Here is a 14,670-nt window from a genome sequence, read left to right as displayed (position 1 = left end):
GACCGCTCCGCCTGACTCAGCGAGTGCCAGGTCAGAGGCGTACGACGATCAGGGCGATGTCGTCGCGGGCGCCGCCCGCTACACCGAGGCGGGCCAGCAGCGTGTCGGCGAGACGGTCCGGGTCGGTGCGCGCGTGGCTGGTGAGGGCGTCGACGAGTCGGTGCAGCCCGGCGTCGATGTCCTCGTCGCGGCGTTCGATGAGCCCGTCGGTGTAGAGCACGAGGGTGTCGCCGGAGTTGTAGGGGAGGGCGGCCTGCGGACGGGTGACGTGTTCAGGGCGGGCGCCCAGCGGCGGGTCGGTCGCCTCGACGAGCAGATCGTAGGTTCCGTCGGGGTGCAGCAGAACGGGCGGGGGGTGTCCGGCACTGCTGTAGGTGATCCGATACTGACGCGTGTCGATCACGGCCTGGAAGGCGGTGGTGGCCAGCGCGCCTTCGACCGATCGGGAGTACAGGCCGAGTACTTCCAGCGACCGGGCCGGCTCGTGGACGGCTCGGACGGCGGCGCTCAGGGCACTGCGCAGCATGCCCATCACGGCAGCGGCCTCCAGACCGTGGCCGACGACATCGCCGACCGCGACGCCGAAGCGGCCGTCGGGGAGATCGACCACGTCGAACCAGTCGCCGCACACGTTCAGCGACCCGACCGCGGGAAGGTAACGCACCGCGACATTTTGGTACCGGTCCAGGTCGGGCGAGTGCAGCATGGCTTCCTGCAGGGTGACGGCGACCTGTCGTTCGCGGGCGTGTGCCTGGCGCAGCTCCTCGTTCAGCCGCTGCAGCTCCCGTGCCCGCGCGTACAGCTCGGCCTCCATCACCTGTCGCCTGGCCAGCACTCCTCCGGCCGGCCCGGGCGGGCGGGAGCGGACGAAGTCGGTCACGTCCTCCACCCGGTGGATGATCCACGCCACCTGCCCGTCCGGACCCAGTACGGGGGTGTTGATCGGCGACCACCACCGCTCCTCGAACGTCCCGGGCCGGGCCACGACGGGGATGCCGTACTTCTGTACCGCCATCGTGTCCGGTTGCCTCGACCTCAGGACCCGCTGCAGCGAGGCGTTCAGATTCCGCACCCCGTCCGCGTTCGGGTCCGCCGGGTTGTCCGGGAACGCGTCGAACAGGTGCTGGCCGACCAGGTCCCGCATGCTCCGGCCGGTGGCGTGGAGGTAGGCCTCGTTGACAGCGACGATCACCAGGTCGGGGCCCAGCACCAGATACGGACTGGGCGTGGCCGCGAACAACGCCGCGTGGTCGATGTCCGTTCCCACGGGCCTCCACCGGTCCTTTCAGCCGCCCAGCTGCCAGCTGTGGATGCGCGCGGCACCCGGCTCCGCATCGTCCCTGCGGCTGACAGCGATCACCGCACGCCACACCCTTCTCCGGCCGACACCCTCGCGGCAGACACACCGTTCCCGTCCACCGAGACGGCCACGCCCGGTAGCGATGACAGCCACAACCGTCACCGCCTCCTCACCCGAACCGTCCGATGAGAAACGGCTCCATCCACGGCGCACCTGCTCCCAGCCTCACCCCTCCGGCCTCGCGGCGCGACACGATCGCCGTGGGGAGCACCGGGTGCCCCGGGGGGCGCCACAAACAGCCGCGCGGTGCCGGCCGCCGCGCTTCGCGCTACGAGGCGACAGTCCTGGTCGCGGCGATCAACAAGTGGCCGTCAGCCTTCACTGAGAAGGCATCGGGGTCCACGGCAACGCCTCCCGCCATCCCTGTCGATCGTGCGCCCAGTCCATCATCACCTTGGCGGTCGACTCTTCAGGGCCGAACACTTCGTGGAGCCTCGGAACGTGGGCCTGGTAGTGCTTGTCCTCACTGCCTTCGCGGTACTCGACCTGGTAGCTGAGGTCGTCGTTCAGGTACACCTGAATGTAGTGCTGATCCACGGGCTCCAGATCGAGTCTCTTCAGGATCACGAACCGGTGCGACAGATTCATCTCGGACAGCAGGTCGTGCAGAGCCTCCTCGGTCGGATCGTCCACGGCACGACCGCCCGCTTCAACTACACGCAGCAATGGCTTCAGCATGCACGCGACTGTACCGACCCACAGGACTCAACTGCCCAGCGGCGTATTTCCGCAACAGGCCCTCGGGCGGTGGGCCTGTGCGGGCGATCTCCCGGGCGAGGCCCGGATCGTCACCCCAGGTCATCGGGCAGACTGCACGCAGTTCAAGCCGGTCCTGGAGAAGATCCGCGTCCCCGAGTTCGGGCCGCTCTGGAACCACCACCTACGCACCGGCGCGGGCCATGAGCAGCGGCTGGAAGAAGCCGGTCTCCTGCGGCATCCGCCACGCGAAGTCGACGAACCCGGCCTCGGCGGCGAGGTCGGCCAGCCGTTCCTGGCCGAGTGCCCAGTAAGTGGTCCGGCGGACCTGGACACGCCATTCGTCGCCTGCCGGGAGGAGTTGGAAGTGTTCCAAGTCGTAGTGCTCGCCGTCGTCGTGCCAGTGCCAGAGCTGGAAGGTGACGGTTCGCTCGCCTCCGTCGGCGCCGTCGGCGGTCCCATGGACCTGTGGAGGCGTCGAATTCGGGCGGTCCCGCAGCAGGTCGTCGTAGGGACGTGTGCTGACCAGGAGCAGGCCGTCGGGACGCAGCACGCGGCGCATCTCGGCCAGGGCGGTGCGCACATCCCGCTCGGTCAGCAGGTGCGGCAGCGAGTTGTCGGCGCAGACGACGACATCGAACTGTCCATCGGCGAAAGGGAGGCGTCGCATGTCGGCGGCCACCGTGCGCAGGCTCATGTCCCGGCGTGCGGCCTCACGGGCGGCGCGGGCGGCGGCGCGCGGGCTGAGGTCGCTCCCGGTGACGCGGTGCCCGAGCAGCGCCAGGCCGATGGACTGCGTACCGATGCCACAGGAACAGTCGAGTACCGCCGCACGATCCTGGCCGATCAGGGCGCCCAGGGCATCCCCCTGCCGACCGATGCTCGCGTCCCAGTCCGAGTAGATCAGGTGGTAGTCGTCGGCCAGTTCGTCGTAGAAGCGGGTCACTGATGTCTCGGACATGGCCCCGAGGCTACCGCGCTGATTTCCCGGAGGTACCGGTCACCTCCGGGGCCGGCACGGACACCCTCACCGACGTCAGAGGCAGGCTTCTCAGCATCCTGACGCCGGCCCCGCCCCCGTTCCGCTTCTGCACGGCTCGCTAGGGTCCCACCCACCTCTTGAGCCGGCGAGAGGGGAGAGGGGCATGGGTGATCGGTGCGGGCACGGACCACCCTGCCTCGTCGGGTCGTCACCGCAGTCCGCCGTACGCGGCCATGACGATCTCCATGCCGCGATCGTCCTCCTGCTGGTCGCGGTCGATCATCTGGTTCATGACGTAGGCCACCGTCATGCGTGCGTCGGGGTCGCCCACGACCAGTGAGCCGCCCCAACCGCCCCAGCCGAAGGTGTTGCCGAACCTGCCGAAGCCCGCCGTCCAGGACATCGGCGCCCGCAGGACGCGGTCGTCGCCGCGGAACACCTCCTTCCACGCGGGCGCACAGCCCTGGGGGGACAGCAGTCGCACACCGCCGACCGATCCGTGGTTCGCCAGTACCGACTGGACGAGGGCGACGGACCGAGCGTTGCCGAAGCCGTTCACCGCCGGGATCTGCGCGCGGCGCCACGCAGCGGAATTGACCTCCCTGACCCGGATGGCGGCACCGGGGTGTTCCCGGCGCGTGCCATCCGGCCCGGTCGGCGGGGTGGAGGCGTACTCGTCGGTCAGAGACGGGGGAGGGACGAGTGGTGCGACGCGGTGGTCATGTTCGGGGGAGAGGCCGATGTGGAAGTCCGCGCCCAGCGGCCCGGCCACCTCCTCGGCGAAGAACTCGCCGAGGCTGCGGCCGGAGACACGGTGGACGATCTCACCGACCAGGAACCCGAAGGTGAGCGCGTGATAGCCGGCGGCCGTTCCCGGCTCCCATTCGGGCGCCTGCGCGGCCAGTCCTGCCACCACGCTCTCCCAGTCGTACAGGTCCTCGACCGCCGTCAGCCCGGACAGGTCCGGCAGCCCTGCGGTGTGCGACAGCACGTGTCGTACCAGCACGCGCTCCTTGCCGGCCTGGGCGAACTCGGGCCAGTAGGCCGCGACCGGTGCGGACAGATCGAGCCGGCCGCGATCGGCCAGAATCAGTGCGCACAGGGCGGTGATGTTCTTGGTGGTCGAGTTCACGCACGTGAGGGTGTCGCGCTCCCATCCGACGCGACGGTTCGTGTCGGCGAACCCGCCCCAGAGGTCGACCACCGCCTCACCGTCGATGTAGACGGCCGCAGAGGCGCCCCCATCGCCCTGGTCGAGCAGAGCCGCGAGTGCCTCACGGACGGCGGCGAACCGAGGCTCGGTGAATCCCTGGATTTCGGTCATGCGTCAAGCCTCAAGCAGCGGCAGGGTTCCCAGCCCGACAATTCCCGTACCGGTTCTGTCGGGCCGGGCCCGATCAGTTCGTCTCTACTCCATCAAGGTGGCCCTACGACCGTGCTGTGGAACGACGACCCCACCGACGGACCCATGCTCCAGAATTGCCTCCTATCGGCATCTGTCCCCATGCGACGCCGGCGGACCGTTCGTCGAGCCGGTGGGTCACGGCGGCCCGGTCGGCACCCGATCCTGCGGCGAGGAGGAGGCTGATACGCGTGCTGGAACGGCTGAATCAGGCGATGGAGCACCTGGAGGCCTGCCTGGACCAGAAGGTCGACATGGCCGAGGTGGCCCGGATCGCCGCGATGTCGGAGTACCACTTCCGGAGACTGTTCTCCGCGCTCGCCGGCATGCCGCTCCCGGTCTACGTGCGGCGCCGGCGGATGACGCTTGCGGGGGCCGAAGTACTGGCCGGGGAGCTGACGCTGCTCGATGTCGCCGTGCGGTACGGGTACGGCTCGGGCGAAGCGTTCGCGCGGGCGTTCCGGTCGGTGCACGGCATCGGGCCGGGGGAGGCCCGGCGTACGGGCGCGGTGCTCACGGCCCAGCCTCGGATGTCCTTCCGTGTAGTCGTCGAGGGCAGTACGGCCATGCGCTACCGGGTCGTGGAGAAGGAGTCGTTCCGGGTGGTGGGCAGGAGGGCCCGGGTGCCTCTCGTGCACGAGGGCGTCAACGCGGCCGCGGAGGCACACGTGGAGAGCCTGGACAGCCGGGCGATCGTACGGATGAAGAGTCTGGTCGGAGTGGAGCCCGAGGGGATCCTGTCGGCGGTGGTGCACCTGACCGACAGCCGGGAGGAGGGCGCCGAGGTGGACTACTGGGTGGGCGTGGCGACCCACCCCGGGACGGCTGCCGAGGAGCTGGACGCCCTCGACGTGCCGGCGGGGACCTGGGCGGTCTTCGACAACCACGGTCCCTACCCGAGCGCACTCCAGGAGCTGTGGCGGGATGTGTTCACGCAATGGTTCCCCTCGAACCCCTACGTGACCAGGCCGGGTCCGGAACTCCTGCGGACGCGGCCGGTCGAGGTCGGCATGGAGACCGACTCGCAACTGTGGGTCCCGATCGAGCGGGTGGCTTAGTCCGCTGGAGCCTGTGGTGCTCACGGGTGCGGAGCTCTGGTTCGCCCGTACGCAACCCCACACCGCCTTGTGCGGACAGGAACCGCGCCAACCGTGTGCCCCGAAGATGCCCAACCGGTTGCCCCGCGGGCGAGGTGAGGCGAGGTGGGAGGTGAGGCGAGGTGGTAGGTGAGGCGAGGCGGGAGGCGGGACGTGGTGGGAGGTGGGGCGAGGCGAGAGCGAACGATCCTTCAGAGGCTTTACGGGTGACATCCACTGGTTCCCGGCCCCGCGTGCCCCGCCGTCGCAACCCGCTTCACCAGCATGTGCCCCGTGATTCCATCCCATCTGCTCGGTGCACTCAGCGCCCTCGCACTCCTCGCCCCGGCCACCGCGCACGCGGCCCCCGTCCCTCTCGCACCTCCGGCTCCGGGGCGGCCGGCGGACTTCTTCACCGACCTTCCCAAGGGCGGTGACCTGCACAACCACCTCTCCGGCGCGGTCTCCACCGAGTTCCTGATCGAACTGGCCACCGACGACGGCCTGTGCATCACGACGGACACCACGACCGCGGTGGCGCCCCCGTGCGGCCCCGGCACCCGGCCGGCCGGCGACGCCGTCACCGATGCCGCGTTCCGCCAACAGGTGATCCGGGCCTGGTCGATGCAGGACTTCCCGGCCGACGGCAACGGCCACGACCACTTCTTCGCGACCTTCGGGAAGTTCGGTGAGGTGACCTGGCGCCACCCCGGCCGGATGCTCGCCGAGGTGGCCAACACGGCCGCACGGCAGAACCAGTTCTATCTGGAGACGATGATCTCCCCGGCCTCCGGTCAGGCACGTGACCTCGCCGACAAGGTCGGCTACGACGCGGACCTCGACCGCATGCACGACAAGCTCCTCGCCCAAGGGGCCCTGGACGCGGTCGTCCGCCAGGCCCGCGCCGACGCGGACACCACCGACACCGAGTTCCGCACCGCCGCGCACTGCGGCACCCCCCGACCCGACGCGGCCTGCTTCCTGCCCTACCGGTGGATCTCGCAGGTCGCCCGCCTCGGCACCCCCGAGCGGGTGTTCACGCAGATGGCCCTGGGTATGCGGCTCGCCGAGCGCGATCCGCGCTTCGTCGCCGTCAACCTCGTCCAGCCCGAGGACGGTGAGGTCGCCCTGCGCGACTACCGCCTTCACATGCGGATGCTGAACTACCTCAAGACGCAGTACCCCAAGGCGCACATCACCCTGCACGCGGGGGAGCTGGTGCCCGGGCTGGTCAAGCCCGAAGACCTCACCTTCCACATCAGGGAGGCCGTCCAGACCGGCCGCGCCGAGAGGATCGGGCACGGCGTGTCCGTCCTGCACGAGGACCGATGGCCCTCCCTCATGCGTGACATGGCCGGCCGACGCGTCGCCGTCGAGGTCCCCTTCCACAGCAACGAGCAGATCCTGCGCGTCTCCGGCGCGGCGCATCCCTTCGCGACCTACCGCCGCCACGGCGTACCCGTGGTCCTGGCCACCGACGATCCGGGCGTCTCCCGCATCGAGATCACGGACGAGTACCGCCGCGCGGCAGACATGTACGGGCTGCGCTACCCGGAACTGAGGGACCTGGCCCGGGCCTCCCTGGAGCACTCCTTCCTGCCCGGCCGCGGCCTGTGGAACGACGACATCCGCACCGGCTACCGGCCGGTCGGCCCCTGCGCCGACGAGCGCCAGGGCAGCGGACGCCCGGCCGATCGCTGCGCCGGTTTCCTGAAGCGCAACCTGAAGGCACAGGTCCAGTGGCGGCAGGAAGCCGCCTTCCGCCGCTTCGAGGCCACCCACGCCCGCACCACCCGCCCCGGCGGCAACCGCTAGCCGGCGGGGCCCGACCGTGACCAACCGTTGTTCGCCCGGCCCCGGGCCGTACCCAACCGTCGGTCGGTCGGGCCCTCCGCCGCACCACCCCGGAGCGGGCAGGACGGCCACCGCGAACCCCACCATCGTCGTCCCGCGCGACCTTCAGCGCGCCCGCACCACGGCGCGTGAGGGCCTCGCCCGAGGGGAATCACGGCGGGGTGAAGACAACGGGGTACGGACGAGGTTGGTACCGAGGACGGCTGCCCGGCTGGTTACGGGGGCTGGTCGTCCTCGCGGCCGCCTGGGGCGTCCTCCTCTGTGGTCAGCAGGTGGCCGACGGATACGGCGCCACCTTGGAGTACCGCGACGCACCGGCCTGCGCGGCCGGCAGCGGTGAAGGCGGCGCGGAGTGCGTGCGGCGCGAGACAGGTACGGTGCTCGACCGCCGGACGGGCGAGCACTGCACCTCCAACGGCACCAGCGGCGGCACCGCGGCCGGCACCACCATCGGCGGCGGAGGAGGCATGGCCACAGCCGGTGGCAGCACGGGCGGTGTCGTGGCCGGCGGAGTGACCACGGGGGGCGGCGGTGGCACCACGTGCACCCCGTACTACGACATCGAGGTCGAGTGGCTCGCTCGCACCGCCTGGCTGTCGGTGGGGTCGCCCACGTACCGAGAGGTGCGAACGGGCGACCGGGCCGAACTCCGTTTGTGGCGCGGTGAGGTCGTGGCGCTGGGAGTACGCGGCCACAGCCACTCCTACGCGCCCTCCTCGCAGCGCGGGGTTCTCCCGTGGCTCGCTGTCGGCTGCCTGATTCTGGCGGCGGGCGCCTGGGCGGTGGTGAGCGGACGGCTCTCGGGCCTCCTGGCCTTCCCCACCTTCGGCTGGTTGTTCGTGGCGGCCGGGGTCGGATGGCTCGGAGCCCTGGCGCTGTTCGGAGGACACCCTGTGACCTGGGCGTTCGCGCTCGCGTGGACGGGATTCGCGGTCTTCTGGACGGTGAGCGCATGGCGGACGGGGTGAGACCCGGCCGTCGTCGCGCACGTACGGAATGAGTGTTCGTTCAAGCGGCGGCGGACTGCCTGGAGATCAGGAGATGGTCTGCGCGACACCGTCCTGGCGGGAGGCGGGAGGCGGGAGGCGGGAGGCGGGAGGCGGGCGCGGGCAAGGTGCCGGTGGATAAGTTCACGAGCTCGGTGCCCGACGGAAGGATGCACGAGCGCGGACGAGCCCGAGGAAGCGCGGGAGCGGTCAGGTGCGAGGATGCGGTCGTGATGGATGCGATCGATGCCGTGGACTGGGGTGCCATACGGGGCCACCCCGACTGGTACGAACCGGCTCGCGCCGCACGCGGTCTGCGCGCGCTGGCCGGTGCGACGAATCTGGTGGCAGCGGCGGACGCCGGCTCTCTGCTCGGCGGTGGCGGAATCGTTCACGGCCACAGCGGCGCGGTGTTCCCGGCGGCTGCGGTCGCGACCCCTCTGCTCCTGGACATCGCTCAGCAGGGCCACCCGGCGGCGCGGGACGCCGCGTTGGTGCTGATCGACGAGGCGTTGTCCTTCCACCCCCACGCCGAGTACACGCGCGTCACGACGTCCTACGGCACGGCAGTCCCGATCTGCTGCACCATCGCTCACCAGCTGCGAGCCCGCACAGCGTTCCTGGCGGGGCTGGGCAAGCAGGGCAGGGCACTGCTTGCCGATGCCGCCGAGCACTGGCGTTTCGACATCCAGGAGTGCGTCGCCGACGAGGAGGGCACCGCGGCCTTCGGGACCCTGGCAGGCCGCTTCCCGGACGGCGTACATGCGGGGGAACTGCACTCCGGGGGTGAGATCGTCGTACTGGACGAGGTCGCCCTCGAATACGCGCCCGTGGACGGCTCCCCTGAAGCGTGCCTGAGGGTGAGGGGATCACGTCGCAAGGAGCTGCCGGCGTGTGCCGTCCTGCTCCCTGCGCAGTGCGGCGAACGAGTGCACTGACCGAGACTCTGGGCTTCACACGGGATTCCATCCCCCTTTGTCGGGTGCTCGGGCATCAGTCGTGCGGCGCGGTTTCGGCAGCTGTCCGCGCGGACGAGAGGGGCGAGGGGCTGCCCGCGCACATCCAGTACATCGCCGACGAGATCAAGCCCGCCATCGACCGCTCGGTCGAGGGCGCCGCGCGGATCGACGCGACGATCGACGCACAGGTGCGGCGCGTACGTTCCAGGCTTGCGGCGGAGAACGACCTCGCCGCGAGGATCGCGGCCGGGAAGCTGGCTGTCGTCGGGGCCAGATACGAACTGACAACCCAGCTTGTTCACCAACTCGTCTGACCCACCCGTGCCGTGAGCCAGGACCACCATCCACCGTGCCGGTGAACCACGGGCATGCTGCTGTGCCGGTCTTCACGCTCTCGTCGACGCAACAGCCCACGGCAACGAGTGGATCCACCCGCCGGGGGAGACGAGCAAGGCCCCTGTTATCGTGCGCCGATGTCAACGATTCGGCAGTTCCAAGTGACCTTCGACTGCGCGGAACCCGCGCGCCTCGCCGCCTTCTGGTGCGAAGTGCTGGGGTACGTCGTCCCGCCAGTCCCGGAGGGCTTTGCCACGTGGGACGAGTACCACGACTCACTGCCGCCCGAGGACGAGGTCTACTTCGCGTGCACTGATCCCTCGGGTGTGGGCCCGCGCGTGCTCTTCCAGCGAGTTCCCGAAGGCAAGGTCGTCAAGAACCGGGTCCACCTTGATGTGCGGGTCGGCACAGGGCTCGTGGGTGACGAGCGCCTGGCCACACTCGAAGCCGAATGCGCACGGCTGATGGCGCTCGGCGCGAAGCACGTGCTCACGCAGCGCGCCGATGGCGTCAACGAGTCCTGCATCACGATGCAGGACATCGAGGGCAACGAGTTCTGCCTCGGCTGATTCTCCTCCGAGACCGCGAGGCGGCAGCCGTCTCCCGGTTGCCTCTCAGGTCTCGTATGCGGCAGAAGCTGTCCCGTGAGAGCGAGGTCGGCCACGGTGTTCGAAGCCTGAGGGCTGTCCCGCACTTGGGCCGCGCCCCCTTGCCGATCCCGGATCGGGCCGTGTCAGTGGCTGGTGACAGGATCGAGGGGTGCTGATCGAGGGATACGACGTCGGCCCGTTGGTGCCGGGCGAGTCACTGCTGGTCCACCGGGGCTTCTGGTCGAACTACCTCCTGTCGATGTGCAGCGACGGGCGGTGTGCCGAGCGCCCGGTTCCGGAGTGGTTCGGTGAGGACGGCGCCGACGCCGATGTCCTCTCCGAGATCCTCTTCGATCCTGAACGCTGGCCAGTGTTCAGGGTGTTGGCGGAAGGCGGCCCCGGAGCCGTGGTGATCTATCGCAACCTGGATGGCGACTACGGCACCGACTACCTCCGCACCTGTCCAGGCGGAAGCTACGTCGAGCAGATCGCCAGCTGGGACGGAGACTTCTCGGGCACTGGGCTGACATGGCACGAACTGATCCGGATGGCTGACAGCCCGTCCCTTGCGGCCGAAGGCGTCCAGGACACAGCCACCCGCTTCCTGCTGCTGCTTCCCCTTCTCACCGACCCGGACGTGCAGGAAACAGCATCGGCAAGGCTCATCGCCGCCCTGACCGCAGTCGGCGCGCCGCAAGACACCGTCTCCATCGCGGCGGAGCACCTGCTGGCCCACCTCACGAGGAGATCCCGACACGACCCCACGTGGGCGTCTCCACTGAGCGGCAGCTGAGGGGTGGTCGGAGCCGCCAGCCACCCCGTGGAACGATCTTGGTATGGGCTGGTGTGATCACGGCGTGGAGAAGAACGTCACCCCGGTCCATGCGCGCAGCGTCGGGCTGAAGCCGGAGACCGACATCACCGACCGGCGCACGGGCCAGTACACCCGGTACTGGGACGACGCCACGAAGACGTCGTGGCTGTGGAACGCCGAGGAGAAGGTGTTCCTGTCGACCGAGGACGAGCAGGGCATCGACGCGGTCACCGATCTGGTCAAGTCGACCGGTGCGGGCGGCGTGATGATGTGGGAGCTCGGCGGCGACTACTTCTGCCCGGCGGACATCCAGCCGGACACTCCGTGCGGGATGGGGTACACGCTGACCACCGGGCTGAACGAGAAGCTGGGCAATATCGGCGCCTACGACAACAACCCGCGCACCGGGAGCGCTGGTGTCGCGCCGACGGTGACCGCCGACCTGAGCGTCGAGATGGTCAACTACCCGACCGCCACGGCGAACCTGTGGCCGTCGCAGCCGACCGTCCGGATCACCAAGAACACCGGGCGCACGCTCGGCGGTGGCAAGGCACGAAACTGTCGTTTGACATTCCGGCCTCGACGTCACCGCTGGTCAAGGACGCCAACTGGCAGACGGATGTCCAAGGTGGCCAGTGGAAGCTGGTGCCCGGACGGACGTTCGACCGGGTCAGCACGACACTGGACTACTGCCAGATCATCCCGGTCGGGAAGTCGCTCGACCTGCCGATTATCTACTTCCTCCCGATCACCGGTCCGGTGAACACGAGTCTGTCGATCGGCGGTACGGCGTACGCGCCGGTGAACCACAGCCTCAAGGGACTCGGTACGGCGACCCCGCCGACTGGTGGCTGCATTGCCGGGAGCTGGGACGCGACCAAGATCTACTCCCCGGCCGGCCAGCCGATCTGGCAGACCACGGTCAGGTACAACGGCAAGGTCTGGAAGGCCAAATGGGAGACGAAGGGCAGTGCCCCGGGCACCGGGGCCGACGCCGACCACGAGCCCTGGAAGCTGATCGGCACCGCCGGCTGATCGTTCCCAGCGACCCAGGCTGGTACTCCACATCTTGATCAACCAGACGGAGAACGCTTTTGAACTGCGACGATGGGGCTTTTACAGGGGGTCCTGTCGGCTGTACGGGAGGAAGCACTCTCCAGGTGAAGAGCGGGTCGGGTCGTACCCGCGTGCTCGTGTCCAGGGCGATGCGACCCACCCGTGCGACTGTCGTGTCGCGTCAGCCCTGGCGGGAGCCGGGGGAGTCGTCGTCCGGGTCCACGCCGGTGTACGCCGAGGCGTCCTTCGTGCCGCTGGGGCGCTGAGTCCGACCCTTGCGGCCTGTGTCGTGGGCGCCCTTCTCCGGCGAGTGTCCGTGCTTCTCGCCCCTGGTCGTGTCGCTGTGAACGGTGTCGCCGGGGACGCTGCGGCTCTCTTCCTTCGCGATCTTCCGTCCCTTGCCGCGTGGAGGCGCGTGCTTCTCGGGGTGGAAGGAACGCGAGGCGCTCGGATTGTCCTGCTGCCGTGTCTCGTCCACGTCGGGAGACCACCCGTGCTGCCCGGCCATACCGTCGCGGCTCGGTTCGCCGCGCGAGGGCGGCCTGGAGGACTTCGGATTCTCGGCCATGAGCCGACCTGCCTGTCCGTCCGTGCGAGAGGTACGCGTCCGCCTACCTCTGGGACTTCGATTTTCCCATGGGCCGCTCGGCGCGTCACCTGGGCAGCGCGCCGCCGACAGCCGCCCGCCAATCGGCCGGACGCGGGCCTCGATCGGGTGAGGTGAGGGCTCCGTCGTCCTCGTCCCCGGCCCGCGGTGCCCGATGATCGCAGGCGGTCGGTGGACCGCACGTCCCGTGCGGTCCACCGCTACCCGGAAGGGCCGCCCATGCGCATCCTGCTCGTCGCCAGCAGCTTCAACAGCCTCACGCAGCGTGTCCTGGTCGAGCTGCGCGACCGCGGGCACACCGTCCCCGTGGAGGTCACTCCCGACGGGGACGCCGTGCGCGAGGCCGTTTCGCGCCACGTCCCCGACCTGGTCGTCGCCCCCATGCTGAAGGCCGTCGTCCCCCGTGACGTGTGGACGGCGCATCTCTGCCTCATCGTGCACCCGGGGCCGGTCGGCGACCGCGGTCCGTCGTCACTGGATCATGCGATCCACGAAGGCGCGCAGGAGTGGGGCGTCACCGTCCTCCAGGCCGACGAGGAGATGGACGCGGGCGACGTCTGGGCGTCCGCGACCTTCCGCGTCCCGGAAGTCGGCAAGAGCGACCTGTACCGCAACGAGCTTTCCGACGCCGCTGTCGCCGCCGTGCTCCTGGCCGTCGAGCGGGTCGCCGCCGGGGCGGCACCGCTTCCGCAGACCGGCGAGATCCGCGTCCGCCCCGCACTCCGGCAGGAGCAGCGCCGGATCTCCTGGAGCGAGGACACCACCGAGACCGTTCTGCGCGCCCTGCGGGCCGCGGACTCGCAGCCCGGTGTGCGTGACCGGCTGCTCGGCGCCGAATGGTTCCTGCACGGTGGCCACGCGGAGGACGGTCTGCGCGGACGGCCCGGCGACCTGCTGGCCACCCGGGCGGGCGCCGTCTGCCGTGCCACGGTGGACGGCGCGGTGTGGATCCCCGAGCTCCGTGCCCGCACCGGTCCCGGCAGGCCCCGCGCGTGCAAGCTCCCGGCCACCCTGGCCCTCGCGGGCCGGTTGCCGGAGCTGCCCGAGCTTCCGGGACCCGTAGAGGCCGTGGAGGCAGCGGAGCCTGCACAGCCCGGCGGACGTAGCTGGTCCGACATCCGGTACCGGGAGCAGGGACCGGTGGGCGTCCTGTCCTTCGCGTTCCCGGGCGGGGCGATGGGCACCGACCAGTGCCGCCGACTGCTGGCGGCCTGGAGGGACGCCCGCACGCGCCCCACCTCCGTACTCGTGCTCGGCGGGCAGCGTGACTTCTTCTCCAACGGCATCCACCTGAACGTCATCGAAGCCGCCGCAGACCCGGCCGCCGAGTCCTGGGCCAACATCAACGCCATGAACGACCTGGTGGAAGCGGTCCTCACCACGACCGACCGGCTCGTCGTCAGCGCGATCGGCGGGAACGCCGCCGCCGGCGGAGTGATGCTCGCCCTCGCGGCCGACGAGGTCTGGTGCCGGTCGGGCTCGGTGCTCAATCCGCACTACCGGCGGATGGGCCTGTACGGCTCGGAGTACTGGACCCGCACTCTGCCCGGGAAGGTGGGCGCGGCCCAGGCGGAGCGGCTCACCGAGGAGGCCCGGCCGATCTCCTCGGCCGGGGCGCTCCACAGGGGACTGGTCGACCGTGTCGTCGACTGCGGACCCGGGGAGTTCCCCGCCGAGATCACCCGATTGGCCCTTCGGCTGGCATCGCGTGGCGGGCTCCAGCCGAGGATCGCGGCGAAGAAGGCGGAGTACGAGCGCCGGGAGTCCGTCGCCCCCCTTGCCGCCCACCGTGAGCGGGAGCTCTCCCGGATGCGGCGGATCTTCGACGATCCGGCCGCGAGCTACCACGCACTCCGGCGGGCCTTCGTCCGGAAGGAGGTCTCCCGCGCGTCGGCCCCGGACGGCCCAGGTGCGGGCGGGACCGGATCGACCGACTGTTGAGCAAGACCCAG

At 70.1% G+C, this 14,670-nt stretch carries 13 protein-coding genes and 2 pseudogenes; 10 read left to right on the top strand and 5 right to left on the bottom strand.

Annotated features, from left to right (window positions below; all coding sequences use genetic code 11):
• Positions 1-31: 31 nt before the first annotated feature.
• The 4 genes from ABT129_RS03465 to ABT129_RS03450 all read right to left on the bottom strand — a co-directional run bounded on the left by ABT129_RS03465 (position 32) and on the right by ABT129_RS03450 (position 4,362).
• Positions 32-1,267 (bottom strand): PP2C family protein-serine/threonine phosphatase, encoded by a 1,236-nt coding sequence (locus ABT129_RS03465; protein ID WP_351896004.1) that lies wholly within the window; start codon positions 1,265-1,267, stop codon positions 32-34.
• A gap of 411 nt (positions 1,268-1,678) precedes the next feature.
• Positions 1,679-2,038, bottom strand: coding sequence for a hypothetical protein (locus ABT129_RS03460; protein ID WP_351896002.1), 360 nt, complete (start codon positions 2,036-2,038; stop codon positions 1,679-1,681).
• 202 nt (positions 2,039-2,240) lie between these two features.
• Positions 2,241-3,017, bottom strand: coding sequence for a class I SAM-dependent methyltransferase (locus tag ABT129_RS03455; RefSeq protein ID WP_351896000.1), 777 nt, complete (start codon positions 3,015-3,017; stop codon positions 2,241-2,243).
• A 229-nt stretch (positions 3,018-3,246) separates the two neighbouring features.
• On the bottom strand, positions 3,247-4,362 hold the full coding sequence (locus tag ABT129_RS03450; protein ID WP_351895997.1) for a serine hydrolase domain-containing protein: 1,116 nt from the start codon (positions 4,360-4,362) through the stop codon (positions 3,247-3,249).
• A gap of 269 nt (positions 4,363-4,631) precedes the next feature.
• On the opposite strand from ABT129_RS03450, the gene ABT129_RS03445 reads away from it, so the two are divergent.
• The 9 genes and pseudogenes from ABT129_RS03445 to ABT129_RS03405 all read left to right on the top strand — a co-directional run bounded on the left by ABT129_RS03445 (position 4,632) and on the right by ABT129_RS03405 (position 12,090).
• Entirely contained in the window at positions 4,632-5,498 is an 867-nt protein-coding gene (locus tag ABT129_RS03445; protein ID WP_351895995.1) for an AraC family transcriptional regulator, read from the top strand.
• A gap of 303 nt (positions 5,499-5,801) precedes the next feature.
• The gene (locus ABT129_RS03440; protein WP_351895992.1) at positions 5,802-7,331 is read left to right on the top strand and encodes an adenosine deaminase family protein; all 1,530 of its coding nucleotides are present in this window, start codon (positions 5,802-5,804) and stop codon (positions 7,329-7,331) included.
• A 200-nt stretch (positions 7,332-7,531) separates the two neighbouring features.
• Positions 7,532-8,338 carry a hypothetical protein gene (locus ABT129_RS03435; protein WP_351895990.1) on the top strand — a complete coding sequence of 269 codons (807 nt, stop codon included), beginning with the start codon at positions 7,532-7,534 and terminating at the stop codon, positions 8,336-8,338.
• Positions 8,339-8,589: 251 nt separating this feature from the next.
• Positions 8,590-9,294 carry a hypothetical protein gene (locus ABT129_RS03430; RefSeq protein WP_351896497.1) on the top strand — a complete coding sequence of 235 codons (705 nt, stop codon included), beginning with the start codon at positions 8,590-8,592 and terminating at the stop codon, positions 9,292-9,294.
• 29 nt (positions 9,295-9,323) lie between these two features.
• A pseudogene (locus ABT129_RS03425) lies at positions 9,324-9,629 on the top strand (carbonic anhydrase); the annotation flags it as partial.
• A 159-nt stretch (positions 9,630-9,788) separates the two neighbouring features.
• The gene (locus ABT129_RS03420) at positions 9,789-10,220 is read left to right on the top strand and encodes a VOC family protein (protein WP_351895987.1); all 432 of its coding nucleotides are present in this window, start codon (positions 9,789-9,791) and stop codon (positions 10,218-10,220) included.
• 190 nt (positions 10,221-10,410) lie between these two features.
• On the top strand, positions 10,411-11,034 hold the full coding sequence (locus tag ABT129_RS03415) for a hypothetical protein (RefSeq protein ID WP_351895985.1): 624 nt from the start codon (positions 10,411-10,413) through the stop codon (positions 11,032-11,034).
• Between the two features lie 43 nt (positions 11,035-11,077).
• A pseudogene (locus ABT129_RS03410) lies at positions 11,078-11,545 on the top strand (glycosyl hydrolase family 18 protein); the annotation flags it as partial.
• The gene (locus tag ABT129_RS03405) at positions 11,542-12,090 is read left to right on the top strand and encodes a chitinase C-terminal domain-containing protein (protein ID WP_351895983.1); all 549 of its coding nucleotides are present in this window, start codon (positions 11,542-11,544) and stop codon (positions 12,088-12,090) included. The pseudogene ABT129_RS03410 and the gene ABT129_RS03405, both read left to right, overlap by 4 nt.
• Positions 12,091-12,292: 202 nt before the next feature.
• On the opposite strand, the gene ABT129_RS03400 is transcribed toward ABT129_RS03405, so the two are convergent.
• Positions 12,293-12,589 (bottom strand): hypothetical protein, encoded by a 297-nt coding sequence (locus ABT129_RS03400; RefSeq protein WP_351895981.1) that lies wholly within the window; start codon positions 12,587-12,589, stop codon positions 12,293-12,295.
• 348 nt (positions 12,590-12,937) lie between these two features.
• Between ABT129_RS03400 and ABT129_RS03395 the strand changes: the two genes are divergently transcribed.
• Positions 12,938-14,659, top strand: a complete 1,722-nt coding sequence (locus tag ABT129_RS03395) for a hydrogenase maturation protein (RefSeq protein ID WP_351895979.1) — start codon at positions 12,938-12,940, stop codon at positions 14,657-14,659.
• The last annotated feature ends 11 nt before the right edge of the window (positions 14,660-14,670 follow it).

The organism is Streptomyces sp. NPDC002057 (assembly GCF_040296665.1).
Taxonomy (GTDB): domain Bacteria; phylum Actinomycetota; class Actinomycetes; order Streptomycetales; family Streptomycetaceae; genus Streptomyces.
This window is presented reverse-complemented; position numbering and strand designations above follow the sequence as displayed.